Raw genomic sequence first — 23562 nt, forward strand, 5'->3', positions numbered from 1 at the left:
ACACAAAAGCCCAGGCTGAACCTGGGCTTCGCGTAGAAATAAAATAGTCGATCAGGTGTTCATCGAATCGAAGAAGTCGCCGTTGGTCTTGGTCTGCTTCAGCTTGTCGATGAGGAACTCGATCGCATCGGTTGTTCCCATTGGGGCAAGGATGCGGCGCAGAACGAAGATCTTCTGAAGATCTTGACGCGGCACCAGCAGGTCTTCCTTACGTGTACCCGACTTGAGGATGTCCATCGACGGGAAGATGCGCTTGTCGGCAACCTTGCGGTCTAGAACGATTTCCGAGTTACCAGTACCCTTGAACTCTTCAAAGATAACTTCGTCCATGCGGCTGCCGGTATCGATCAGGGCCGTCGCAATGATCGTCAGCGAGCCACCTTCCTCGATGTTACGGGCAGCACCGAAGAAGCGCTTCGGGCGCTGCAAGGCGTTTGCGTCCACACCACCGGTCAAAACCTTGCCCGATGATGGAACAACGGTGTTGTAGGCGCGGCCAAGGCGGGTGATCGAATCGAGCAGGATGACGACGTCGCGGCCATGTTCAACCAGACGCTTGGCCTTCTCGATGACCATTTCAGCGACCTGAACGTGGCGCGTTGCCGGCTCGTCGAAGGTCGAAGACACCACTTCGCCCTTCACGGAGCGCTGCATGTCGGTCACTTCTTCCGGCCGCTCATCGATCAGAAGAACGATTAGGTAGCATTCCGGATGGTTGGCGGTGATCGAATGGGCGATGTTCTGCAAGAGAACGGTCTTACCGGTACGCGGCGGCGCGACGATCAGGCCACGCTGGCCCTTGCCGAGCGGAGCAATCAAGTCGATGACGCGGGCGGACAGATCCTTCGACGTCGGAACTTCGAGTTCCATCTTGAAGCGCTCATTTGGATAGAGCGGCGTCAGATTGTCGAAATGAACCTTGTGGCGGATCTTTTCGGGATCCTCGAAATTGATCGTGTTGACCTTCAGGAGCGCGAAATAGCGTTCGCCTTCCTTCGGGCCTCGGATCGGGCCTTCAACGGTATCACCGGTCTTCAGTGAGAAACGGCGGATCTGCGAAGGGGAGATATAAATATCATCGGGGCCTGGCAGGTAGTTGGCATTCGCCGAGCGCAGAAAGCCGAAGCCATCCTGCAGCACTTCGACGACGCCTTCGCCGATAATTTCGACGTCCTGGCTCGCCAGCATTTTCAGGATCGCAAACATCAGCTCCTGCTTGCGCATGACACTGGCGTTTTCGACCTCGACCGACTCGGCGAATGCCAGGAGATCGGTTGCAGTTTTATTTTTAAGTTCTTGTAGCTTCATTTCAGCCATGAAGGGGACCACACTTGGAAAATCGGAAAGGAAAGTCGGCGTGCTTGATGTAAGGGGAGCTGCAGCGGAAGGGGCAGGCTCGTAACGTTTACACATGCCACGAAAGAGGAGATAGCGGGAAAATAGCGACTCACTGGCTGCGCCGCAAGGGGGCAACCGAAATTACCGAAAGTTTCCTTCTTCAACGCGCGAAGCTTAAAAAGGTTTCACCACCGCTACGATAACGATGAGGATCATCAACAGCGTCGGGGCTTCGTTCATCAGCCGCCAATAGCGGGCACTACGGGTGTTTTCATCGCGCGCAAAAGCTCTCACCGCACGGCTGAACATCATGTGGACGCCGGTCAGAAGAACAACAAGCAGAAGCTTGGCATGCAGCCAACCACCTTGAAAGCCGTAGACGCTCCAGGCCAGATAAAGACCGAGCACCCAGGTGATCATCATCGCCGGGTTCATGATCACCTTCAAAAGCCGCTGCTCCATCATCTTGAAGGTTTCCGACTGTTCGGAGCCGGGTGCTGCGTCGGTGTGGTAGATGAACAGGCGCGGCATGTAGAGCAGGGCAGCCATCCACGACATCACGGCGATGATGTGCAGCGCCTTGATCCAGAGATAGAGATCATCCGGCTGCCAGACGAACAGCCCAGCGAGCAGCGCGACGAACAGGCCGATCGCGATGAAGGCGCGGGTCCGCGCTTTTTTCCCCGGTTGGACATCCGTCTGGCGCTCGATCATTGGCCTGTCCCTCGAACACGGGCGACCAGCTGCGAAACATGGTCGGGATTGGCCTGTGGCGTAATACCGTGACCGAGGTTGAAAATCAGCGGTCCATTCCCGAGCTTTTGCAGGATCGCGTCGATCCCGTCATCCAGCGACTTTCCGCCGGCCACAACCCGCATCGGATCGAGATTGCCCTGAACAGGTCCATCCTTCTGAAGCTCAGCAGCAAAAGACAAGGGTACCGACCAGTCAAGACCGATGGCATCGGCGTCAGTTACCTGCCGGTAATCCTTCAGGAGAATTCCAGCACCTTTCGCAAAGGCAATAATTTTCGCTTGCGGTCGGCGGGCACGAACACTGTCGATCATCCGGCGAACCGGTTTGACAGCATATCGGCGGAATTCTTCCTCACCCAAAACCCCTGCCCAGGAATCGAAGATCTGCACCGCGTCGGCACCCGCATCGATCTGCTCGACCAGATAGTCAGCAGAGACCTCAGCAAGGACCGCCAGCAGCCGATCGAACATTTCGGGGTGCTGGTAGGCAAAAAGCCGCGCTGGCGCCTGGTCAGGCGTTCCGTGCCCGGCAATCATGTAGGTGGCAACGGTCCAGGGGGCACCGCAAAAGCCGAGCAGCGTCGTTTCATCCGGTAGCTCCCGGCGCAAACGGCGAACCGTTTCCATGACCGGCTGCAAATGGGCCGATACCGGCCGGATATCCAGTTTTGCAATCTCAGAAACGTCTATGGGGTCCATACGTGGTCCATGCCCTTCTTCAAAGCGAACATTGCGCTTCAGGGCATCGGGAATAACGAGGATGTCGGAGAACAGAATAGCGGCATCAAACGCATATCGCCGGATTGGCTGCAGGGTGACTTCCACCGCCATCTCTGGCGAATAACAGAGATCGAGAAAGCTGCCGGCCTTGGCACGAGTCTGCTTGTATTCGGGCAGATACCGACCTGCCTGCCGCATCAGCCAGATTGGGGGAGGTGAGAGAGTTTCACCCTTCAACACCTGTAGCACCTTACGGATTTGCGCAGTCACCGGACACGTTCTCCCACTATAAAAGATATCTATATCTAAGGATTCTATTTCTTAGAGTCTGTGACTATCGAGGATTAAACGCCATCCGACTCTTTTCCACATGCTGACCTGTTCAATAGAATCTCTTGCGTGATTTTTCCATGCGACAGATAGGAGCGGGGACGATTTCAAAAAACGATGAAGAGTCATAAGCTTCGCTTGCCGTTTGAACCGATGCAGTCATGTGGACGGCTTGTGGATAAAGTTGGCGCTTCGCAACGTGATGAGTCTTCTCCACATGCCCTTGGAATCCCGGTCCCCGGAATCCAGATTGTGAATAACTCGCAGGTTTTCCCCTTGCCTTTGAACCGTCCCGGTCCTTAGCTGTCGCTGTCCCGGTTTATCAACAGCCCTCGGAGAATAGCGTGGAGAACCAGAAAAACTATTTCCACCTCCACCTGATCTCCGATTCGACCGGCGAAACGCTGATCGCCGCGGGGAGAGCGGCGGCATCGCAATTCCAATCAGCGCACGCGCTCGAACATGTCTATCCGTTGATTCGCAATCGCAAGCAGCTGATGCAGGTGATGGAGGCGATCGATGGATCTCCGGGGATCGTACTTTATACGATCGTCGATCGAGAACTCGCCGACATCATCGCATTGACCTGCAAGGACATGGGGTTGCCTTGCGTCTCGGTTCTCGAGCCGATCATCGATCTCTTCCAATCCTATCTGGGCGCAACGTCGCGCCGGCGTTCCGGCGCGCAACACGTGATGGATGCGGATTATTTCGCCCGTATCGACGCGCTGAATTTCACCATGGATCACGACGACGGCCAGTTGCCGGCGGATTTCAACGATGCGGATGTGGTGTTGATTGGTATCAGCCGGACATCGAAAACGCCGACCAGCATCTATCTGGCCAACCGCGGTATCAAGACAGCCAATATCCCGATCGTGCCGGGTGTCTCCTTGCCCGACCGGTTGATGGAGGCGACCAAGCCGCTGGTTGTCGGTCTGATCGCCACGGCGGATCGAATCTCACAGGTCCGTCAGAACCGTATTCTGGGCACGGCGACCCACAGCTATCACGCCGAGGATTACGTCGACCGAGCCTCGATAACCGAAGAACTGAAATATGCGCGGTCGATTTGCGCGCGCAACAACTGGCCGATGATCGATGTGACGCGTCGCTCGATCGAGGAAACAGCTGCCGCCATCGTTGCCCTCCGGCCACGGCTACGTTAAGGCGAATCCGGTCAATCAGGATAAATGACAATGGCAGCCTCTCTTGTCCTCGCTTCGGCGAGCCCGTTCCGGCGCATGCTGCTGGAAAATGCCGGCATCGCTTTTCAGGCAAAAGCGGCTGATATCGACGAGCGGGCGATAGAAGGCGAAGTCGAGCGGCAAGGATCGTCACCGCAAGAGGTGGCGCTGATCCTGGCCGAAGCCAAAGCCCGAAATGTCGGGGGCGTATTTCCCGACGGTATCATCATCGGGTCAGACCAGACCATGTCGCTGGGCGCGCGGGTCTATCACAAGCCCCGCGATATGAATGAGGCCCGCGACCATCTGCTGTCGCTGTCCGGGCAGGTCCACCAGTTGAACAGCGGCATTGTGCTGACGCGCGGAAATGACATTCTCTGGAAGCACGTCTCTTCCGCCCGGATGTCAGTGCGGGTTCTCAGTCCAGAATTCATCGATGCGCATCTTGCGCGCGTCGGGACGAAGGCGACGTCCAGTGTCGGCGCTTATCAATTGGAAGGCGAAGGCATCCAGTTGTTCGATAAAATAGAGGGTGATTATTTCACCATTCTCGGGCTGCCCATGCTGCCGCTGCTTGCAAAACTCAGGGAACTACGGGTGATTGATGCGTGATTCACGTGAAACATTTGTTAACCACGCCTTCGTCACGGGCTACCCTATCAAGCATTCGCGCTCGCCGCTGATCCATGGATACTGGCTGAAACAGCTTGGATTGCAGGGAAGCTACCGGGCACATGCCGTATCGCCGGACGCGTTTCCGGATTTCATCGCGTCGCTCAAAAGCGGGCAGTCCGGTTTCACAGGCGGGAATGTCACCATCCCGCACAAGGAGCTGGCTTTCACACTGTGCGACCGCCCGGACGTGTTGAGCACAGAACTTGGCGCCGCCAACACATTATGGATCGAGGACAACCTTGTTCATGCGACCAACACCGATGGTTATGGTTTCAGCGCCAATCTCGATGAACGATCACCCGGATGGGATTTCTGTCAGACCGCCGTCATTCTCGGCGCTGGTGGTGCCAGTCGCGCGGTGATCCAGGCGGTGCGCGATCGCGGCGTCAAGACGATCCATGTGGTCAACCGCACCGTTGCACGGGCCAAGGAACTGGCGGACCGGTTTGGACCAGCTATTCACGCGCAGCCCATGGAAGCCTTGTCCGAAGTGATGACCGGTGCGGGCCTGTTCATCAACACGACCTCTCTCGGAATGGATGGCTCGGACGTCCCGCCGATCGATTTTACCGTCATGACCGCCGGTAGCATCGTGACGGACATTGTCTATGTGCCGTTGAAAACACCGATCCTCGCGCAAGCGCAAGAACAGGGGTTTGTGACGGTCGATGGTCTTGGCATGCTCCTGCATCAGGCGGCGCCCGGATTTGAAAAATGGTTTGGTAAAAGGCCAACGGTCGATGATGCCCTGCGCCAGATCATCATCGATGACATGGCGAGCCACGCATGATCGTTCTTGGCCTCACCGGTTCTATAGGCATGGGCAAGTCGACCACCGCCGCGATGTTCGCGGAGATGGGTTTGCCGGTGAATGATGCCGATGCCGTTGTGCACGCGCTTTATCAGGACGAAGCCGTCGCGCCGATTGAGGTTGCGTTTCCCGGAACGACGAAGGCGGGCAGCGTCGACCGTGCGGAGCTTTCCCGGCAGCTCGCCAACAATCCATCCCTGTTCAAGACGTTGGAAGCGATCGTCCATCCGCTGGTGCGGGAAAAGGAGCGGGCGTTTCTCGATCATCATCGTGCCGCAGGTCAGCCACTCGTTGTGCTCGACATCCCACTTCTGTTCGAGACTAAGGGCGAAAATCGCGTCGATGCGGTTGCCGTCGTTACCTGCGATCCGGAGATTCAGAGGGAGCGTGTGCTGAAAAGGCCGGGGATGACGGAGGAAAAATTCGCTCTCATCCTGTCGCGTCAGGTCCCCGACCGGGAAAAACGTGCGAAAGCGGATTACATCATTGATACGGGCCACGGACTTGATTCGGCCCGCGACCAGGTGGCGACGATCGTCCAGCGGCTGACAAGCCAGAAGAGGCCATGATGCGCGAAATCATTTTCGATACGGAAACGACAGGTCTCGACAACAAACTCGACCGTGTGATCGAAATCGGCGGCATCGAGCTCGATAATCACTTTCCGACCGGCCGGAGCTTCCATGTCTATATCAATCCTGGCGACCGCAAGGTGCATCCGGATGCACTGGCGATCCATGGCATCTCCGACGAATCGCTGAAGGACAAGCCGAACTTTGCCGGCATCGTCGACGAACTGCTGGCATTTTTCGCCGACGCGCGCTGGGTGGCGCATAACGCGACCTTCGACATGGGGTTCATGAACGCCGAATTTGCGCGGTTGGGCCTGCCGGCGATCACCAATGATGTGGTCACCGATACGCTGGCACTCGCCCGCCGCAAACATCCGATGGGTCCGAACTCGCTCGATGCACTCTGCCGGCGCTACGGGGTGGACAATTCGCACCGGACAAAGCACGGCGCTCTGCTCGACTCCGAGCTTCTTGCTGAAGTTTATATCGAGCTGATCGGCGGCCGCCAGACGACATTCGGTCTGCATTCCAGCGACAACAACGGTCAGACATCGGATGTGGACGATATCATCGTCGTTGCCGGGCAAAGACCGCATCCGCTCGGTTCACGGTTGAACTCGGAAGAAGCCGAAGCTCACACCCAGCTCGTCACCAAGATGGGCGCAAAAGCCATTTGGGCCAAATACGAAGCCGCGAAATAAAAAATGCCCGGTTAATAACCGGGCATTGGAACACTCATATTCAGGCTAAAGCCGGATCAGTTCGCAGTTGTCGAGACCTGCGAGCGAACCTTTTCCTCGGCCATGCGCTGGCTGAACATCTGGGCAAAATCGATCGGATCGATCATCAGTGGCGGGAAGCCGCCGTTGCGCGTTGCATCGGAAACGATCTGGCGGGCGAACGGGAAGAGCAGGCGCGGGCACTCGATGAAGAGCAGCGGCAGCATGTGTTCCTGCGGGAAGCCGGTCACGCGGAAGACGCCGCCGTATGACAGCTCGACGTTGAACAGCATCTTGTCGCCGTCCTTGGCTTCAGCGTTCAGCGTCAGGATGACGTCGAATTCCGCATCCGACAACGGATTGGCATTGACGTTGACATTGATGTTGATCGCCGGAGCCTTTTCGCGCGCCTGAAGCGAACGCGGTGCACCCGGGTTCTCAAACGAAAGGTCCTTGATGTACTGGGCCAGGATGTTCAGGGACGGGTTCTCGGCAGCGCCGTTTGTCGGGGATGCGGTATCGGTCATAAGGCCATTTCCTTCGGACATGAAATTTGGTCAGGCATCTAGCATTTCGCACCCGGGCTTACAACCCGGTGCCGCCGTTCACTTGAGGCGGTCGCGCTCGTTCGGGTCGGTGCGCCCCCGGCCGTCGGTGCGCGAAAATTCGTCGTCATCGAGATCGATCACCTGAGGACCACCGCGCCGATTGCCGTCACGGTCTGGTTCAGGCCCGCGAGAAAAGCCACGCCCACCAGTCGCCATGCCGGCTGTAACGATCGTCAGGCGATTTTTGACGAAGGACCAGCCGATATCCCGGACGGCGGGTATAAAGAGCAGCAGCCCGATAACGTCGCTGATGAAGCCTGGAATGATCAACAGGAAGGCGGCGATGACGATCATGACACCGTGCACCAGTTGCCGACCCGGATCGGTACCGGTTTGCGAAGCTTGCTGGATCTTTCTGAGAACACCGAATCCCTGGATGCGCAACAGAACCGCGCCGGCGATGATGCTGGTCAATACGAGAAGAAGCGTCATGCCGACGCCGATTTCGCGGCCGACGATAATGAAGGTCGCGATCTCCGCGATCGGCATCAAAAGGAAAAGGATCGGGATGATAAGGGAGCGCATTGATATCTACTCAGGTGAAATGGGATTGAGCCGAACAGCACCGGCAATTGCAAAGAAGTGATATAGCCATTTGAATGATCGTGTCATGCAGACTATATGGGATGATCGCACGGCATATTAACAGCGGTTCTGGGTGGAAATGGGCTCTTTCGACTTCATCACATTGTTTTTCTTGGTCGCCGCGGTGATCATATTCCTCCAACTGCGCAGCGTTCTGGGCAAGCGGACCGGCAACGAACGTCCGCCGGTCGATCCTTATTCGCCACGCGAAGCAGCCGACGGCCCGGAAGCATCCGGCAAAGTGGTGCAATTGCCACGCCGCGACGGCGCCGGCGAAGAGATTTCCCGCTATGCGGCAATCGATGCCTTTACCAAGGCAGGAACACCGCTGAACGACGCACTGCGCCGCATGGCCGATAACGATCCTTCCTTCGATCCGAAGGAATTCGTCAATGGTGCCAAGATGGCCTATGAGATGATCGTCATGGCTTTCGCCGACGGCGACCGCAAGACGCTCAAGGGTCTTCTCTCCCGTGAGGTTTATGAAGGCTTCGACGCCGCGATTTCCGAACGCGAAAGCAAGGGCGAAGTCGTCAAGTCCACTTTCGTCGGCATCGAGAAGGCCGACATGGTGCATGCCGAGATCAAGGACAGCGAAGCCAGCATCACGCTGCGTATCATCAGCCAGTTGATTTCAGCGACCTACGACAAGGCCGGCGCGATCGTCGATGGCGATGCCGAAGCGGTTTCCGAGGTCAACGACCTCTGGACCTTCTCGCGCGATACCCGTTCCCGCGATCCGAACTGGAAGTTGATCGCGACGGAATCAGAAAACTGATCAGGACTGGCGGCGATGGATTTCGATTTGCAACGGGTCGCCTTTTCCGACCTTCCCGGTTGGCAGGCCGACGATCCTTCACCGCTTCTGCCGGCGCTTGAGCGCTGTCGCCGGCAGGTTACCGAGATCAAGCCACACAAGACGGCTTCGCTCGGTATTTCCAGCGATGATCTGATGCCAGCCTATGAGGCGGCCGGAGAGGCCCGTCCGCAGAATGCGGACGAAGCCCGGGCTTTCTTCGAAGACAATTTCATTCCATTCAAGATTGTTCGCCGCGATGGCAAATCGGGCTTCGTCACGGCGTTTTTCGAGCCTGAAGTTCTTGTAAGCGCGACAAAGGATGAGACCTTCCGTTTTCCCTTCTATCGGCGCCCGGACGATCTCATCGACATCCATGACGGCAATCGTCCGGAAGGCATGGATCCTTATTTTGCTTTCGGGCAGAGCGGGGATGGCGCCATCTCCGAATATCCAGACCGGAAGGCCATCGAGCAGGGGTATCTTGCTGGACGTGGGCTAGAGATTGCCTATGCCCAATCGAAGACCGACGTGTTCTTCGCCCACGTTCAGGGCGCTGCCCGCCTGATCTATACCGATGGCGCGATGAAGCGGGTCACCTATGCGGCCAAGACCGGCCACTATTTTTCCGCCACCGGCAAGCTTCTGATTGAACGTGGCAAGATCGAAGCGGCTAATGTCTCGATGCAGACGATCAAGCAATGGCTGGACGATCATCCGGGCGAAGCAGACGAAGTACTCTGGCACAATCGTTCCTTCATCTTTTTCCGTGAGGCCGAGGTCGATGATACCGGGCTTGGCCCGGTCGCAGCCGCAAAGGTGGCGCTGGAACCGGGCCGCTCGCTTGCGGTCGATCGGCTCATCCATACGTTCGGCGTACCCTTTTTCATCTCGAGCGACAGCCTGACCTCTATCGAAGGCGGCCGTCCCTTCCGAAGGCTGATGCTGGCGCTCGATACCGGGTCGGCAATTGTCGGCCCTGCGCGTGGCGATATCTTCACCGGCTCCGGCGACGAGGCTGGACGGTTGGCGGGTGCCGTGCGCAACGAGGCCGATTTTTTCATTCTGATCCCGAAGGCCGCGGCGGCAAGATACGGTCATGGCTAAGGGAAAGAAGCTCACCAGCGAAGACCGCATCCTCTGGGGCAAGGTCGCCCGCACGACGCGCCCGCTGCCGGGGCGCATGGATCTGCTCGCCGAATTCGAAGAGCCGAAGCCTGAAGTGGTGCCGGAAAAACTGCCGCCTCCGGTGATCAAGGAAGGCAAGTCACTCGCCGAAGCCTTCGGCGCGGCTGCGCCGGAAGCTCCGAAACGTCCCGCCCGCATGCATCATCCGCTTGAAAAGCCGGTAAAGCGCAAGCTTGCGAAGGGTCATCTGGCGATCGAAGCGCGGATCGACCTGCACGGCATGATCCAGAGCGAAGCGCATGGACTGCTACTCCACTTCCTGATGCGGGCCTATGATCGTGGCCTGCGGCATGTGCTGGTCATTACCGGCAAGGGAACGTCGCTCGGCAGTGATGGTGCCTTGAAGCGGGCTGTGCCGATGTGGTTTTCACTGCCGGAATTCCGCATGCTGATCTCGTCCTACGAGCCTGCCGCGCGCAACCATGGTGGCGAGGGCGCGCTTTATGTCCGTCTGTCACGGCCACGGGGCATGGCGCCATGACCCCGTTCGGGGAAGCGGTGCACCGGCTGCGGCGGCAAAAGGGTGTCTCGCAGAAGCAGATGGCTGCGGCGATCGGCGTTTCGCCTGCCTATCTCTCCGCGTTGGAGCACGGCAAGCGCGGAGCGCCGAGCTTTGAATTTCTGCAGAGGGTCGCTGGTTATTTCAATGTGATCTGGGATGATGCCGACGAATTGTTCGGGATTGCGGCCATCTCCGATCCGAAAGTGGTGCTTGATACATCCGGCCTGTCGTCGGCGCATACGGCATTTGCCAATCGCCTCGCAGGCCGTATTCGCACCTTATCCGGCGAAACCATCCGTATCCTGGAAGATGTTTTGGAAAAAGCCCGCTTTCCTGATAAGGAACTCTGATGATCCCCTGATTTCTGCCGCTTTCAGGCTGCACGGGATTTGGAACTATGGACAAAATCCCTATATTCGGGGAGCGCCATCGAGGGGTGATTCGCACGGAATCAAATCTCCGAAGACATGGCATCGAAACCTGGAAAGACTTATAGCCGAATGACCGATTTGCCTGAAACCGAAGCCGGCGCAAGCGCCGAATATGGTGCTGATTCCATCAAGGTTCTGAAGGGTCTCGATGCTGTCCGTAAGCGGCCGGGCATGTATATCGGCGATACCGACGACGGCTCAGGTTTGCACCACATGGTCTACGAAGTCGTGGATAATGCGATCGATGAGGCATTGGCCGGACATGCGGATATCGTCACCGTGACGTTGAATGCGGATGGCTCGGTGACCGTGACCGACAATGGTCGCGGCATCCCGACCGACATCCACAAGGAAGAGGGCATTTCGGCGGCCGAAGTGATCATGACGCAGCTGCATGCCGGCGGTAAATTCGACCAGAATTCCTATAAGGTTTCCGGCGGTCTGCACGGCGTCGGCGTCTCGGTCGTCAATGCGCTTTCGGTCAAGCTTCAGCTGAAGATCAAGCGCCAGGGCAAGATCCACGAAATCAACTTCACCCACGGCGTTGCTGATGAACCCCTGAAGGTGATCGGCGACAGCAATGGCGAGACAGGAACGGAAGTCACCTTCCTGCCGAGCACCGGCACTTTCACGATGATCGAATTCGATTATGGAACGCTGGAGCATCGCCTGCGCGAGCTCGCCTTCCTCAATTCGGGCGTCCGCATTCTCCTGACCGATAAGCGGCATTCCGATGTCCGCGTGACCGAGATGCTCTATGATGGTGGTCTTGAGGCCTTCGTTGCCTATCTCGACCGCGCCAAGAAGCCGCTCGTTGCCAAGCCGGTCTCCATTCGGGGCGAAAAGGATGGCATCACCGTCGAAGTGGCGATGTGGTGGAATGACAGCTATCACGAGAACGTTCTCTGCTTCACCAACAACATCCCGCAGCGCGACGGCGGCACCCATATGGCAGGCTTCCGTGGCGGCCTGACGCGCCAGATTATTTCCTACGGTGACAGCTCCGGCATCATGAAGAAGGAAAAGGTCACGCTGACTGGCGAAGATTGCCGCGAGGGCCTGACTGCCGTTCTGTCCGTCAAGGTTCCCGATCCTAAATTCTCTTCGCAGACCAAGGACAAGCTCGTGTCCTCCGAGGTTCGACCTGTTGTCGAAAGTCTCGTCAACGAGGCGCTCAGCACCTGGCTTGAAGAGCACCCGGGTGATGCAAAGATCCTCGTCGGCAAGGTGATCGAGGCCGCCGCTGCCCGCGAAGCAGCCAAGAAGGCCCGCGAACTCACACGCCGCAAGGGCGCACTGGATATTTCATCGTTGCCCGGCAAGCTTGCCGACTGCTCCGAGCGTGATCCGGCCAAGTCCGAACTCTTCCTAGTGGAAGGGGATTCCGCCGGCGGCTCCGCCAAGCAGGGCCGTTCGCGTGAAAATCAGGCGATCCTGCCGCTGCGCGGTAAGATTCTCAATGTCGAGCGCGCGCGTTTCGACAAGATGCTGTCCAGCCAGGAAATCGGCACGCTGATCACGGCGCTCGGCACATCGATCGGCAAGGACGAGTTCAACGCGGACAAGTTGCGCTATCACAAGATCATCATCATGACTGATGCTGACGTCGATGGCGCCCATATTCGCACGCTGCTTTTGACCTTCTTCTTCCGGCAGATGCCGGAACTGATCGAGCGCGGGCACCTCTATATTGCCCAGCCTCCGCTCTACAAGGTAGCGCGGGGCAAGTCGTCGCAATATCTGAAGGATGAAAAGGCGCTGGAGGATTATCTGATCTCCACCGGTCTCGAAGATGCTGCCCTAGAGCTCGGTTCCGGCGAAGTGCGGGTCGGGCAGGATCTCCGCGAGGTTATCGTCGATGCGCTGCGGTTGCGGACATTGGTCGAATCCCTGCATTCGCGCTACAGCCGATCCGTCGTCGAGCAGGCCGCGATTGCCGGCGCTCTCAATCCGGAGCTGAACAACAATCAGGCGCAGTCGGAAGCGACCGCAGCCGAAGTGGCCAAGCGGCTGGATCTGATCGCCGAGGAAACCGAGCGCGGCTGGGTTGCCGTGGTTGCCAGCGATGGTGGCTTGAAGTTCGAGCGCATGGTGCGCGGCGTCAAGGAAGTGGCCTCGGTGGACATGGCATTGATCGGATCGCAGGACGCGCGCCATATCGATTTGATGACCCCGCGTCTCAAGGAAATCTACGGCATCCCGCCGATCCTCAAGCGCAAGGACGGTGCGGTCGAAATCAGCGGCCCGCGTGCGCTTCTCGATGCCATCTTCGCCAGCGGCCGCAAGGGCCTGTCGATGCAGCGTTACAAGGGTCTCGGTGAAATGAATGCCGAGCAGCTCTGGGAAACGACGCTCGATCCGAACGTTCGCTCGCTGCTTCAGGTGAGAGTGCCGGATGCGACCGATGCCGATGGCCTATTCTCGCGCCTGATGGGCGACGAAGTCGAGCCACGCCGCGATTTCATTCAGGAAAACGCGCTGAACGTTGCCAATCTGGACATTTGATGAGCCTCTTCCCGTTAGAGGGAAGAGCGTTGCCGGCCCATAAAAAACCACGCCTTCCGTCAGGAAGGCGTGGTTTTCTTTTTCAGATTAGTCGGCGATGAAGGTGCCGTTGAAGGCGACTTCCGAAAGCGGACGCCGGGGGCTGGGTGTTTCCCGAGCCTGCAGGTATTCAGGCAACTGGGCCTTGTCGCCCAAGCGGCCGATGGCGGCTGCTGCTTCGATGCGATAGCCTTCCGGAAGGCCGAGGATTTCGGTGGCCTTGTCGAAATGCAGGCCAGTCATGCCGTGTGCCTGGAAGCCGAGGAGCTGTGCCTGATGGGCGATCGCGCCCCAGGCTGCACCTGTATCGAAACTATGGCTGTGCGATAGTTTGGCTTCCGTCGCACCGGGGGCGACGAAATGGGTTTTCGAGATCAGAATAACCAGAGCCGAGGCGGATTTGACCCAGCTTTGATTGAATTCGACCAGGATCGGGAAAAGCCTCTGCCATTCCGGTGTATCGCGCAGCGCATAGACGAACCGCCAGGGCTGCGAGTTGAAAGCCGAAGGCGCCCAGCGCCCGGCTTCCAGGACGGTCATCAGTTCGGTTTCGGAGATGGTCTCACCCGTGAAGGCACGTGGAGACCAGCGATTGAGAAAGCTCGGCTCGATCGGATAGTCGGCCTGGCGGTAGTTGCTGGAAGTTGCCATTGTAAAATTCCTGTCTCGGGAGGTCCGAAGTCTGGGAGGTCGGGAGTTCGTTGAAACGGACACAGTCCGTATATGGCGATCGCGTCCAGCCACGATAGGTGGCGGATTGGAGATGGACCGTTTCCAAAATGAGGACAACCGTCTGGCCAGCGGCGATCATTGCGGCGGAAGCCGATGATAAAACCACCTTAAGGGATATTGTCGAACGTCGGAAAAAAGTTGTATAAGTTCTGTAGATTTTCCGAAGCAAAGGATTTGCTGCTGATGACCGTGACCTTGAAAGACCCTTCGCTGTTCCGCCAGGCTGCGCTCGTCGGCGAAAACTGGATTGAAGCCGATCCGAAGAATGCCATTGAGGTGAACAATCCGGCGACCGGTGAGATCATCGGCCGTGTGCCGAAGCTCGGCGCGGCTGAAACCAAGGCGGCCATCGAGGCGGCGCGGATCGCGCAGAAGGGTTGGGCGGCAAGGACAGCCAAGGACCGCTGCGCTGTCCTGCGCAAATGGTACGACTTGATGATCGAGAACAAGGATGATCTCGGGAGAATCCTGACTCTGGAACAGGGCAAACCACTGGCCGAAGCCACCGGCGAAATCGTCTATGGCGCCTCCTTTATCGAGTGGTTTGCCGAAGAGGGCCGCCGCATTTATGGCGACCTGATCCCCGGTCATCAGCCGGACAAGCGCATCATGGTGATGAAGCAGCCGATCGGCGTCGTTGCGGCAATCACGCCGTGGAACTTCCCGAATGCGATGATTACCCGCAAGGCTGGTCCGGCTTTTGCCGCCGGTTGCGCTATGGTTCTGAAGCCGGCTTCGCAAACGCCATTCTCGGCGATTGCCATTGCGGTTCTCGCCGAACGTGCTGGCCTGCCGAAGGGCCTGTTCAGTGTTATCACCGGCTCTGCCGTCGCCATCGGTGGCGAGATGACCTCGAACCCGACCGTGCGCAAGCTGACCTTCACCGGTTCGACCGAAATCGGCATGGAACTCTACAAACAGAGCGCACCGACGATCAAGAAGCTCGGGCTTGAACTGGGTGGCAACGCGCCGTTCATCGTCTTTGACGATGCGGACCTTGATGCCGCCGTCGAAGGCGCGATGATCGCCAAATATCGCAACAACGGCCAGACTTGCGTCTGTGCTAACCGGATCTATGTGCAGGACCGTGTTTACGACGCTTTCGCTGAAAAGCTGGCAACGGCTGTCGGCAAACTCAAGACCGGCAATGGTTTCGATGAAGGTGTGATTCTTGGACCGCTAATCGACAAGGCAGCGCTGAACAAGGTCGAAGAGCACATTGCCGATGCCTTGAAAAAGGGTGCGCGTATCCTGCAGGGGGGCAAGCCCCATCCGCTCGGCGGCACCTTCTTCGAGGCAACGATTCTGGCAGATGTCACCAAGGACATGGCCGTGGCCAGAGAAGAAACCTTCGGTCCTCTTGCACCGCTGTTCCGCTTCAAGACCGAAGCGGATGTTATCGAACAGGCGAACGATACTGAGTTCGGTCTGGCCTCCTATTTCTACGCCAAGGACTTGTCGCGGGTCTTCCGCGTTGCCGAAGCGCTGGAATACGGCATGGTCGGCGTCAATACCGGTCTGATTTCGACAGCGGAAGCGCCGTTCGGCGGCGTCAAGCTGTCCGGCCTTGGCCGTGAAGGCTCGAAATACGGCATCGAGGAATTCACAGAGATGAAATATGTCTGCCTCGGCGGCATTGCCTGATCTGCCAGTCAGGTTTTGATGAGGACCGGCCGGATAGCTCTGGCCGGTTTTTTTATTTGCGGGTACAAACCCATAGATACAGCAGGAGAGAGCCATGCCCGCCCCGAAAAACACGTTCAAAGCCGCGATCCGCGAAGATCGTTTTCAACTGGGTCTCTGGGTGGCGCTGGCCAGTCCCTATGCGGCTGAAGTGGTTTCGGGCAGCGGTTATGATTGGCTGCTGATCGATGGCGAGCATGGGCCGAATGATATTCCGCTTCTGTCCGCACAAATTCAGGCTGTGGCCCGGTCCGGTAGCCATCCGATGGTCCGGCTTCCGGTCGGTGAAACCTGGATGATCAAACAGGTCCTCGATACGGGCGCCCAGACATTGCTGATCCCCATGGTGGAAAGTGTCGAGCAAGCGCAGGCTCTGGTCCGCGCCGTGCGCTATCCGCCGCATGGCATTCGCGGTGTCGGTGCGGCCCTTGGCCGGGCGTCGCAGTTCAGCCGGATCGGCGATTACCTTGAAACAGCCAATGACGAGATTTGCCTGATCGTGCAGATCGAAAGCCGCGCCGGTCTTGCAGCACTTGATGAGATTGCCGCGCTTGACGGGATTGACGGCCTGTTCATCGGTCCGTCCGATCTGGCGGCAGACATGGGATATCTCGGTCAGCCCGGACATCCCGAGGTAACTGCGGCGATCAGGGATGCCTTCGAACGTATCGAGAAGGCAGGAAAGGCACGCGGTATCATGACGCTGAGCCTCGATCAGGCCCATATGTACCGCGAAATGGGCGCTACATTCATGGCGATCGGCACCGACGTGACGCTTCTTGTCAGCGCTACGACCCGGTTGCGGGAGGATTTCCTGTCGGGTGGAAAGAGCGACGCCAAGCCGGTTGCCGGCTACTGATCAGCGCGTTTCAATGATCGCCGTGAGCTTCGGCATCGCGACATCCGGGCTCCAGACCCTGAAATCGGCAAGCCGCCGGGTGATTTTCTCGGCGTGGTGGTTGGCAATATCGCGGATCCGGTGATCGAGAAACGGATTTCGGAACCGGTCCAGGGTCAGAGCCACGTAACCGGCCGCCTCGCTGCCGAGGTTGTTCGCGGCAAAGCCGGGAATGACCTCGTTTTCATAGATGTCCATCAGCGTTGCGAATACATCCGGATCTTTCAGTATGGCTTTCACGGTTTCATCCTGCGGCCGCCCGGCTTTCAGCCAGAGATCGGCCAGCACCGTGTGACCGAGATTGAGGATATGCAGCTTCAGTTTTTCGTAAGGGGCGAGATCGTCGACCAGCAGAATGGACGGATGGGCGCAGGGAAGTGTTAGTCCGGGTTGCGCCTCGATGGCCCAGAGTGCATAGGGTTCGGCCACGGCTCCGGCTGGCTGCAGCGGTTCGGAGACTATCCGGTCCACCAGGGTATTACCCCAGATAACCTGGCTTTCCAGCCAATCCCTGAATGCAGCGTCGGCAATCCGGATGGATTGAAGATCGAGCATCACCGTTTTCAATGTGTCACCGTTGCGGGCGACCAATTCACAAGGCAGAATCGTCAATACCTTGCCTCCCGCGCGGTAGCGTTCGTGCAAAAGGATCAGCAATTTTCCGGGAAACGAGGCCGGGATTTCAGTCGTTAGATCGTCAGCGCCGACCGCATAGCCAGTATCGCCGGTATTCGAGATCAACACCTCCGCTTCCGTCGCAACGATCCGCTTCACCTCTTCCCAGTCGGTTGCTGCCGACAGGGCCCGGGCAACGCTGGTGACCTGTTGAGTCCGATCGACTTCGGCACCCTCGACAAGCCCGCGAACGATGACTGGGAAGCCTTCATGGGAGGCCAGTGCTTTCAAGCGCCCGGCGCGTTCTGCTGATCCCGTGGTCTGGACGATCGTGATTTTGCCCAACGCTTCGCCCTTTTCCAGCGCTTCGCTGACGAAGAGATCGGCATGCGCCTGCAGGAAGCGGCTGGTTCCAAACTGAATAATGGGCGTGGGCATGGTGCTGTGAATCCGGCTATTGAATGGATTGGAGCAGAGTTTCGCGGGCGGATTTCAGATGACGCCGGCAGGCCGTCTCGACGCGCGCACGATCGCGAGAGCGAAGGGCCGCGATATAATCAAGATGTTCCTCAAGCGCCCGGGCGTTGCGTTCTCGCGCATTCGTCTTGTTCCATTGGTAATGATAGTGGAAGACGATGGTGATGATGTCGTAGAAATCGACGATGAACCGGTTGCTGGATGACGTGTGCACCAGGAGGTGGAAGCGTTCGTCGAGCTCCGAGAATTCCTTGTAGCGATTGTCGATATCAGCGAGGATGTCGTGGTGCAGGGTCTCGATTCGGTCGAGATCGGCCCAGGCCGGGTGCTCTGGAGCAAGGGCTGCAAAGCTTGCGGCCGAGCGCAGCTCGAACATCTCGCGCACTTCCGTCAGTTCCAATGCAAATTCGCGGGTAAACCCTTTTAGGATCCAGTGACTGTTCGGCCGTTTCTCGATCAGGCCGAAACGGCTGAAGCGGATGAGGAATTCGCGCACGCTGGTCGTTCCGGTGCCGATGTCTCGGGCCAATTCCAGCTCGTTGATCTGCATGCCGGGCTCGGCACCGCCGGCCAGAATCCGGCGCATGAAACTGCGCTCGATGATATCGGAGAGCGAATCGGTTTCTTCCGCCGGATAATAATCCTCCGGCTTCGGCTGGCGCAAAACCACTTTTGCCCGCTTGTCCCAGGCAAGCAGCTGTAGTTCTTCCATGCGTGTCAGTATGGCGCGGATGGTGGTGCGGCTAACGCCGAGCGTTGTGCCAAGCTCCGGCTCAGAGGGCAGACTGGAGGTCTCCGCCAAAAGCTTGAGGCAGCGGTTGAAGGCGTCCTTGAAGACGGTATTCTGTTTCGCCATGACTGTATCGACCGGATATGGGTTTCTGTAAGCCCGACGAGCGGGCAAGCTTTTGCAGCTGCTCTATCCGGTCCGTCCAATCCTGTCTTCGATTTTGCTCTGCTGTTTCACGGTTGTTTCGTCCCTTGTCTGCTTTTGTCGCGACCGCTGTCGTCTTGCTCGCGAGTCTTGGTCACATAATACCCATTGACGATAAACTGTCTATTGTGGATAAAAGACAAAATGAATGAGAGGCTCATTCGGATAAAAACTGTCCAGGGAGATACCAAGGGTGACCGCACCTTCCTTCATCGTTTTATCGCCGCAAGACAATGTCGCCGTTGCATCGCTGGCCATTGAACCGGGTGGCGAGCTTCCGGGTGGCGTCCGTGCCAATGGCAAGATCGACCCCGGCCACAAAGTAGCAATCCATCCCGTCCATATCGGCGAACCGGTGGTGAAATACGGCCAGGCGATCGGCCGCGCCACCGTCGAGATCGCGCCGGGCGACCATGTGCATTCGCACAATCTGGCCTTTGATCAGGACCGGCTGTCGATTGGCGCTCCGGTGCCGCCGGAAGCGGCAAGCCTCAGTGACAAAGCCCGGACATTCATGGGCTATCGCCGCGCCGACGGTCGTGCGGCGACCCGCAATTTCATCGGCATCATCGCCAGCGTCAACTGTTCCACCACCGTCTGTCGTGCCATCGCCGAGGAGGCCAACAAGGTCATCCTGCCGCGCTATGACGGCATAGACGGTTTCGTGCCGATCGTCCACGATCAGGGTTGTGGCATGAGCTCGACAGGCGATGGCATGAAAAACCTGCACCGGACTCTCGCCGGCTATACGCGCCATGTCAATTTCGGTGGCGTGCTGATGGTTGGGCTTGGTTGCGAGGTCAACCAGCTGACGCTCTATGGTCAGTCGGGTGCCGGAGCCGGCAAACGGCATTTCAACATTCAGGATGCTGGCGGTTCGCGCCGAGCCGTTGCCCGGGCGCTTGGCGTGCTCGAAGAGATCGCGGCTGAAGTCGGAACGGCCAAGCGCATTCCGATTCCGGTCAGTGAGATCATCGTCGGGCTGCAATGTGGTGGTTCGGATGGGTTGTCGGGTATTACTGCGAATCCGGCTTTGGGTGCCGCCGTCGATATCCTTGCCGGTGCCGGTGGTACGGCCATCCTTTCGGAAACCTCTGAAATCTACGGTGCCGAGCATCTGCTGCGTAGCCGCGCCGTCAATGATGGCGTCGCGGAAAAGCTCGATGGGCTGATTTCCTGGTGGGAAGCGTATGTCGCCATGCATGGAGCTTCGCTCGACAACAATCCTTCGCCGGGCAATAAGCGTGGCGGGTTGACGACCATTCTTGAAAAGTCGCTCGGTGCTGTTGCCAAGGGCGGCCGTTCGCCGCTGACGGCTGTCTATCATTATGCGGAGCGCGTCACGGAACACGGCCTCGTCTTCATGGATACGCCTGGTTATGACCCGGTCTCAGCGACGGGACAGGTCGCCGGTGGTGCCAATGTTATTACCTTCACGACCGGCCGAGGCAGCTGTTTTGGCTCGCGCCCATGCCCGTCGATCAAGTTGACGAGCAACACGGCGCTCTATCAGGCGATGGAAGAGGACATGGATATCGATTGCGGCACCATCGCCAGCGGCGATGCGACCATTGCCGGCATGGGCCGCGAGATTTTCGACCTGATCATCGATACGGCGTCCGGCAAGAAGACCAAGAGCGAGCTGTTCGGTTACGGTGACAATGAATTCGTGCCCTGGCACCTGGGCGCGACACTCTGACGGGCGTCCGTTGGAGCGGAGGAGAAAATTGATGCAAACACGCAAAATCGGCCAAACTGATCTGTCCGTCACCGAATACAGCTTCGGAACTGCGCCGCTCGGCGGCATGTACCGGGCCTGCCCGCGCGAGGCAGCGATAGAGACGCTGGAGGTGGCGTGGGCTGCTGGGCTCCGATTCATTGATACTGCACCCTGGTATGGGTTCGGTCTCGCGGAACGTCGCGTCGGCGATTTTCTGCGTGACAAGCCCAAGGGCAGCTATGTTCTGTCGACGAAGGTTGGCCGGCTACAGCGCCCGGTGGCCGACGACAAGGTGCCGAGCTATGGCTTTGTTGATCCGTTGCCGTTCGATACGGATTACGACTATACCTATGACGGCATCATGCGGTCGGTCGATTTCAGCTATGCGCGACTTGGTCTCAACCGGATCGATATTCTCTTTGTCCATGATATCGGCGTCTATACGCACGGCGCCGAACGCAATGCGGTCTATCTTCGCCAATTGCTGGATGGCGGTTTGAAGGCGTTGGATCAGCTGAAATCGAGTGGCACCATTTCCGCTTATGGGCTTGGCGTCAACGAAGTTCCCGTTTGCCTGGATGTGATGGCTGAGGCGGATCTCGACTGTATCCTGCTCGCCGGGCGCTATACGCTGTTGGATCGTACCGCCACCGCCGAATTGCTACCCCTTTGTGAACAAAAGAAAACCTCGCTGGTGGTTGGCGGCGTCTTCAATTCAGGTATTCTGGCAACGGGTCCGGTGGAGGGATCGCATTTCGACTATATGCCGGCAGCCCGGGAGGTTCTGGACAAGGTGGGAGCGATGGAAAAGATTGCGCAGTCGCAAGGCCTTCCGCTTGCGGCACCCGCTATTCAGTTCCCCTTGCAGAGCCCCGTGGTCGCCTCGGTCCTTCTCGGCACAGCAAAACCATCAAGTCTGATACGCAATATGGAACTGACGGAGCGGCGCTTGCAGCCGCAAGACTTTACCGCCTACGAAGCGCATACGCTGGTCGCGGCCGAACTGGGAACAGACGCCGTCCGGGTTTAGCCGTCACAGGATAGAGGGAACAGGAATGCTCAAGGGAATACATCCATTGCTCGGGCCGGAATTGCTGCATGCGATCCGCACCATGGGCCATGGTGACGAAATCGTCATCGCCGACGCCAATTTTCCGGCAAGCACCATGGGGCCGAAGGTCGTTCGCGCCGATGGCGTCGATGCACTAAGCATTCTGGAAGCGATCCTCGCGCATATGCCGCTCGATACGTTCGTCGACGAATCCGCCTGGCGAATGGAGGTTGTCGGCGATCCGGAGGCCGTTCCGGACGTCTGCGTCAAGTTCCAGAGCATGGTCAAAAAGCTCGCCGGGGACTTCAAGGTCGTGCCGATCGAGCGCTTTGCATTTTACGAGCGCTCCCGGAAGGCTGCCTACATCGTCGCGACCACGGAGTTCCGGCTCTATGGGAATATCATCCTGAAGAAGGGTGTCGTGCACCCGCAGGAACTTTACCGCGTTTCATAGCAGAAGCGCTGACCCATGGAGGTGGGGCAGCGTGCCTTTACAATGAAAAACAGTGACTTGGCATTGGGAGGAGATCAATGTTCAGGGACTTTAGCAGCCGCTTGCATTTTCAAAATTGCTGAGATAGCTTGCCAAAGTTAAATGTTTTTTATGGATAAAAGATCGAGCTGTCTGCGTCTTGCGGCCCGGTCGGAGGAGAACTGAACAAGACGTTGTTGGAGGAGAACAACAGCATGACCCTTATGAAGAATATCCTATCGCGCCGCGCATTCACGAGCCTAGCCGGTGCCGCCGTTTTCGCGACCATGATGCCGATGGCATCGTTCGCGCAGGACGTCACGATCCCGATCATCGTCAAGGACACAACGTCATTCTACTGGCAGATCGTGCTGGCCGGCGCCCGGGCGGCTGGCAAGGATCTCGGCGTCACTGTGCCGGAACTCGGCGCCCAGTCGGAATCGGACATCAACGGCCAGATCACCATTCTGGAAAATGCCGTTGCCGGCGCTCCGGTTGCTGTCGTCATCTCGCCAACGGAGTTCAAGGCGCTTGGCAAGCCGATCGATGAAGCCGCCAAGACCGTGCCGATCATCGGCATCGACTCCGGTGCAGATTCCAAGGCCTTCACGTCCTTCCTGACCACCGACAACACTCAGGGCGGCCGCATTGCTGCTGACGGTCTTGCCGCGGCTATCAAGGAAGCGACCGGCAAGGAAGAGGGCGAAATCGCCATCATCACCAGCCTGCCTGGCGTCGGTTCGCTGGATCAGCGTCATAACGGTTTCGTCGAGCAGATCACGGCCAAATATCCGGGCCTGAAAGTCGTTGCCGATAAATATGCCGACGGCCAGGCCACCACCGGCCTCAACATGATGACCGACCTCATCACTGCAAATCCGAACCTCGTTGGCGTCTTCGCATCAAACCTGATCATGGCGCAGGGCGTTGGCCAGGCGATCGCTGAAAACAAGCTCGGCGACAAGATCAAGGTTATCGGCTTCGACAGCGATGAAAAGACGGTCGGCTTCCTCAAGGAAGGCGTTCTCGCCGGCCTCGTCGTGCAGGACCCCTATCGCATGGGCTATGACGGCATCAAAACCGCTCTGGCCGCCTCCAAGAAGGAAAAGGTTGAGGCCAATGTCGATACCGGTGCAAACCTGGTGACCAAGGCCAATATGGCTGATCCGAAGATCGATGCTCTTCTGAACCCGAAGATCTGATTGGCCGGGACGGCGGG

24 protein-coding genes are annotated in these 23562 nt (G+C 58.1%); 16 read left to right on the forward strand and 8 right to left on the reverse strand.

Annotated features, from left to right (window positions below):
* Positions 1-51 precede the first annotated feature (51 nt).
* The 3 genes from rho to hemE form a co-directional block, all read right to left on the reverse strand.
* Positions 52-1317 (reverse strand): transcription termination factor Rho, encoded by a 1266-nt coding sequence (gene rho / locus R6X40_RS16685; RefSeq protein WP_099050890.1) that lies wholly within the window; start codon positions 1315-1317, stop codon positions 52-54.
* A gap of 195 nt (positions 1318-1512) precedes the next feature.
* Positions 1513-2052 carry a protoporphyrinogen oxidase HemJ gene (gene hemJ / locus R6X40_RS16690; protein WP_318414906.1) on the reverse strand — a complete coding sequence of 180 codons (540 nt, stop codon included), beginning with the start codon at positions 2050-2052 and terminating at the stop codon, positions 1513-1515.
* Positions 2049-3083 (reverse strand): uroporphyrinogen decarboxylase, encoded by a 1035-nt coding sequence (gene hemE, locus R6X40_RS16695; protein ID WP_318414907.1) that lies wholly within the window; start codon positions 3081-3083, stop codon positions 2049-2051. The genes hemJ and hemE overlap by 4 nt, the downstream gene beginning before the upstream one ends.
* Before the next feature lie 404 nt (positions 3084-3487).
* Between hemE and R6X40_RS16700 the strand changes: the two genes are divergently transcribed.
* From R6X40_RS16700 to dnaQ, 5 genes are read left to right on the forward strand one after another with little or no spacing between them, the layout of a single operon-like run.
* Entirely contained in the window at positions 3488-4312 is an 825-nt protein-coding gene (locus tag R6X40_RS16700; protein ID WP_318414908.1) for a pyruvate, water dikinase regulatory protein, read from the forward strand.
* A gap of 30 nt (positions 4313-4342) precedes the next feature.
* A complete protein-coding gene (locus tag R6X40_RS16705; protein WP_318414909.1) occupies positions 4343-4942 on the forward strand; it encodes a Maf-like protein in 600 nt (199 codons plus the stop codon).
* Positions 4935-5795: a shikimate dehydrogenase gene (locus tag R6X40_RS16710; protein WP_318414910.1), complete on the forward strand. Its 861-nt coding sequence runs from the start codon at positions 4935-4937 to the stop codon at positions 5793-5795. Before R6X40_RS16705 ends, R6X40_RS16710 begins: the two co-directional genes overlap by 8 nt.
* Positions 5792-6385 carry a dephospho-CoA kinase gene (gene coaE, locus R6X40_RS16715; protein WP_318414911.1) on the forward strand — a complete coding sequence of 198 codons (594 nt, stop codon included), beginning with the start codon at positions 5792-5794 and terminating at the stop codon, positions 6383-6385. Before R6X40_RS16710 ends, coaE begins: the two co-directional genes overlap by 4 nt.
* Positions 6385-7089, forward strand: coding sequence for a DNA polymerase III subunit epsilon (gene dnaQ, locus R6X40_RS16720; RefSeq protein WP_318414990.1), 705 nt, complete (start codon positions 6385-6387; stop codon positions 7087-7089). Before coaE ends, dnaQ begins: the two co-directional genes overlap by 1 nt.
* Positions 7090-7145: 56 nt before the next feature.
* Here dnaQ and secB read toward each other — a convergent pair whose 3' ends face one another.
* Together secB and R6X40_RS16730 are read right to left on the reverse strand one after the other, a co-directional pair.
* Positions 7146-7634 carry a protein-export chaperone SecB gene (gene secB, locus R6X40_RS16725; protein WP_318414912.1) on the reverse strand — a complete coding sequence of 163 codons (489 nt, stop codon included), beginning with the start codon at positions 7632-7634 and terminating at the stop codon, positions 7146-7148.
* A gap of 78 nt (positions 7635-7712) precedes the next feature.
* Positions 7713-8240, reverse strand: coding sequence for an FxsA family protein (locus R6X40_RS16730; RefSeq protein WP_318414913.1), 528 nt, complete (start codon positions 8238-8240; stop codon positions 7713-7715).
* A gap of 139 nt (positions 8241-8379) precedes the next feature.
* On the opposite strand from R6X40_RS16730, the gene R6X40_RS16735 reads away from it, so the two are divergent.
* The 5 genes from R6X40_RS16735 (at position 8380) to gyrB (ending at position 13722) form a co-directional block, all read left to right on the forward strand.
* The gene (locus tag R6X40_RS16735; RefSeq protein ID WP_318414914.1) at positions 8380-9078 is read left to right on the forward strand and encodes a Tim44/TimA family putative adaptor protein; all 699 of its coding nucleotides are present in this window, start codon (positions 8380-8382) and stop codon (positions 9076-9078) included.
* 15 nt (positions 9079-9093) lie between these two features.
* Complete coding sequence (locus R6X40_RS16740; protein WP_318414915.1) at positions 9094-10203, forward strand: murein transglycosylase A; 1110 nt, start codon at positions 9094-9096, stop codon at positions 10201-10203.
* A complete protein-coding gene (locus R6X40_RS16745; RefSeq protein ID WP_318414916.1) occupies positions 10196-10765 on the forward strand; it encodes a Smr/MutS family protein in 570 nt (189 codons plus the stop codon). The genes R6X40_RS16740 and R6X40_RS16745 overlap by 8 nt, the downstream gene beginning before the upstream one ends.
* The gene (locus tag R6X40_RS16750) at positions 10762-11136 is read left to right on the forward strand and encodes a helix-turn-helix transcriptional regulator (RefSeq protein ID WP_318414917.1); all 375 of its coding nucleotides are present in this window, start codon (positions 10762-10764) and stop codon (positions 11134-11136) included. The genes R6X40_RS16745 and R6X40_RS16750 overlap by 4 nt, the downstream gene beginning before the upstream one ends.
* A gap of 150 nt (positions 11137-11286) precedes the next feature.
* Positions 11287-13722 carry a DNA topoisomerase (ATP-hydrolyzing) subunit B gene (gene gyrB, locus R6X40_RS16755; protein ID WP_318414918.1) on the forward strand — a complete coding sequence of 812 codons (2436 nt, stop codon included), beginning with the start codon at positions 11287-11289 and terminating at the stop codon, positions 13720-13722.
* A gap of 87 nt (positions 13723-13809) precedes the next feature.
* Here the strand turns inward: gyrB and R6X40_RS16760 are convergent, their stop codons facing one another.
* Positions 13810-14412: a nitroreductase family protein gene (locus tag R6X40_RS16760; RefSeq protein WP_318414919.1), complete on the reverse strand. Its 603-nt coding sequence runs from the start codon at positions 14410-14412 to the stop codon at positions 13810-13812.
* Positions 14413-14682: 270 nt separating this feature from the next.
* Between R6X40_RS16760 and gabD the strand changes: the two genes are divergently transcribed.
* Positions 14683-16137 (forward strand): NADP-dependent succinate-semialdehyde dehydrogenase, encoded by a 1455-nt coding sequence (gabD, locus tag R6X40_RS16765; protein ID WP_318414991.1) that lies wholly within the window; start codon positions 14683-14685, stop codon positions 16135-16137.
* A gap of 94 nt (positions 16138-16231) precedes the next feature.
* Positions 16232-17035: an HpcH/HpaI aldolase/citrate lyase family protein gene (locus tag R6X40_RS16770; RefSeq protein ID WP_318414920.1), complete on the forward strand. Its 804-nt coding sequence runs from the start codon at positions 16232-16234 to the stop codon at positions 17033-17035.
* Here R6X40_RS16770 and R6X40_RS16775 read toward each other — a convergent pair whose 3' ends face one another.
* On the reverse strand, positions 17036-18127 hold the full coding sequence (locus tag R6X40_RS16775; protein ID WP_318414921.1) for a mannitol dehydrogenase family protein: 1092 nt from the start codon (positions 18125-18127) through the stop codon (positions 17036-17038).
* Between the two features lie 16 nt (positions 18128-18143).
* Positions 18144-19022: a GntR family transcriptional regulator gene (locus R6X40_RS16780; RefSeq protein WP_318414922.1), complete on the reverse strand. Its 879-nt coding sequence runs from the start codon at positions 19020-19022 to the stop codon at positions 18144-18146.
* 271 nt (positions 19023-19293) lie between these two features.
* Here R6X40_RS16780 and R6X40_RS16785 point away from each other — a divergent pair, with 271 nt between their 5' ends.
* The 4 genes from R6X40_RS16785 to R6X40_RS16800 all read left to right on the forward strand — a co-directional run bounded on the left by R6X40_RS16785 (position 19294) and on the right by R6X40_RS16800 (position 23545).
* A complete protein-coding gene (locus R6X40_RS16785) occupies positions 19294-20799 on the forward strand; it encodes an altronate dehydratase family protein (RefSeq protein WP_318414923.1) in 1506 nt (501 codons plus the stop codon).
* A 31-nt stretch (positions 20800-20830) separates the two neighbouring features.
* Positions 20831-21850 (forward strand): aldo/keto reductase, encoded by a 1020-nt coding sequence (locus tag R6X40_RS16790; protein WP_318414924.1) that lies wholly within the window; start codon positions 20831-20833, stop codon positions 21848-21850.
* Positions 21851-21875: 25 nt separating this feature from the next.
* Positions 21876-22325 carry an RbsD/FucU family protein gene (locus tag R6X40_RS16795; protein ID WP_318414925.1) on the forward strand — a complete coding sequence of 150 codons (450 nt, stop codon included), beginning with the start codon at positions 21876-21878 and terminating at the stop codon, positions 22323-22325.
* A gap of 233 nt (positions 22326-22558) precedes the next feature.
* Positions 22559-23545, forward strand: coding sequence for an ABC transporter substrate-binding protein (locus tag R6X40_RS16800; protein ID WP_318414926.1), 987 nt, complete (start codon positions 22559-22561; stop codon positions 23543-23545).
* Positions 23546-23562 lie beyond the last annotated feature (17 nt).

Source organism: Rhizobium sp. PL01, from assembly GCF_033447125.1.
Classification (GTDB): Bacteria; Pseudomonadota; Alphaproteobacteria; order Rhizobiales; family Rhizobiaceae; genus Pararhizobium.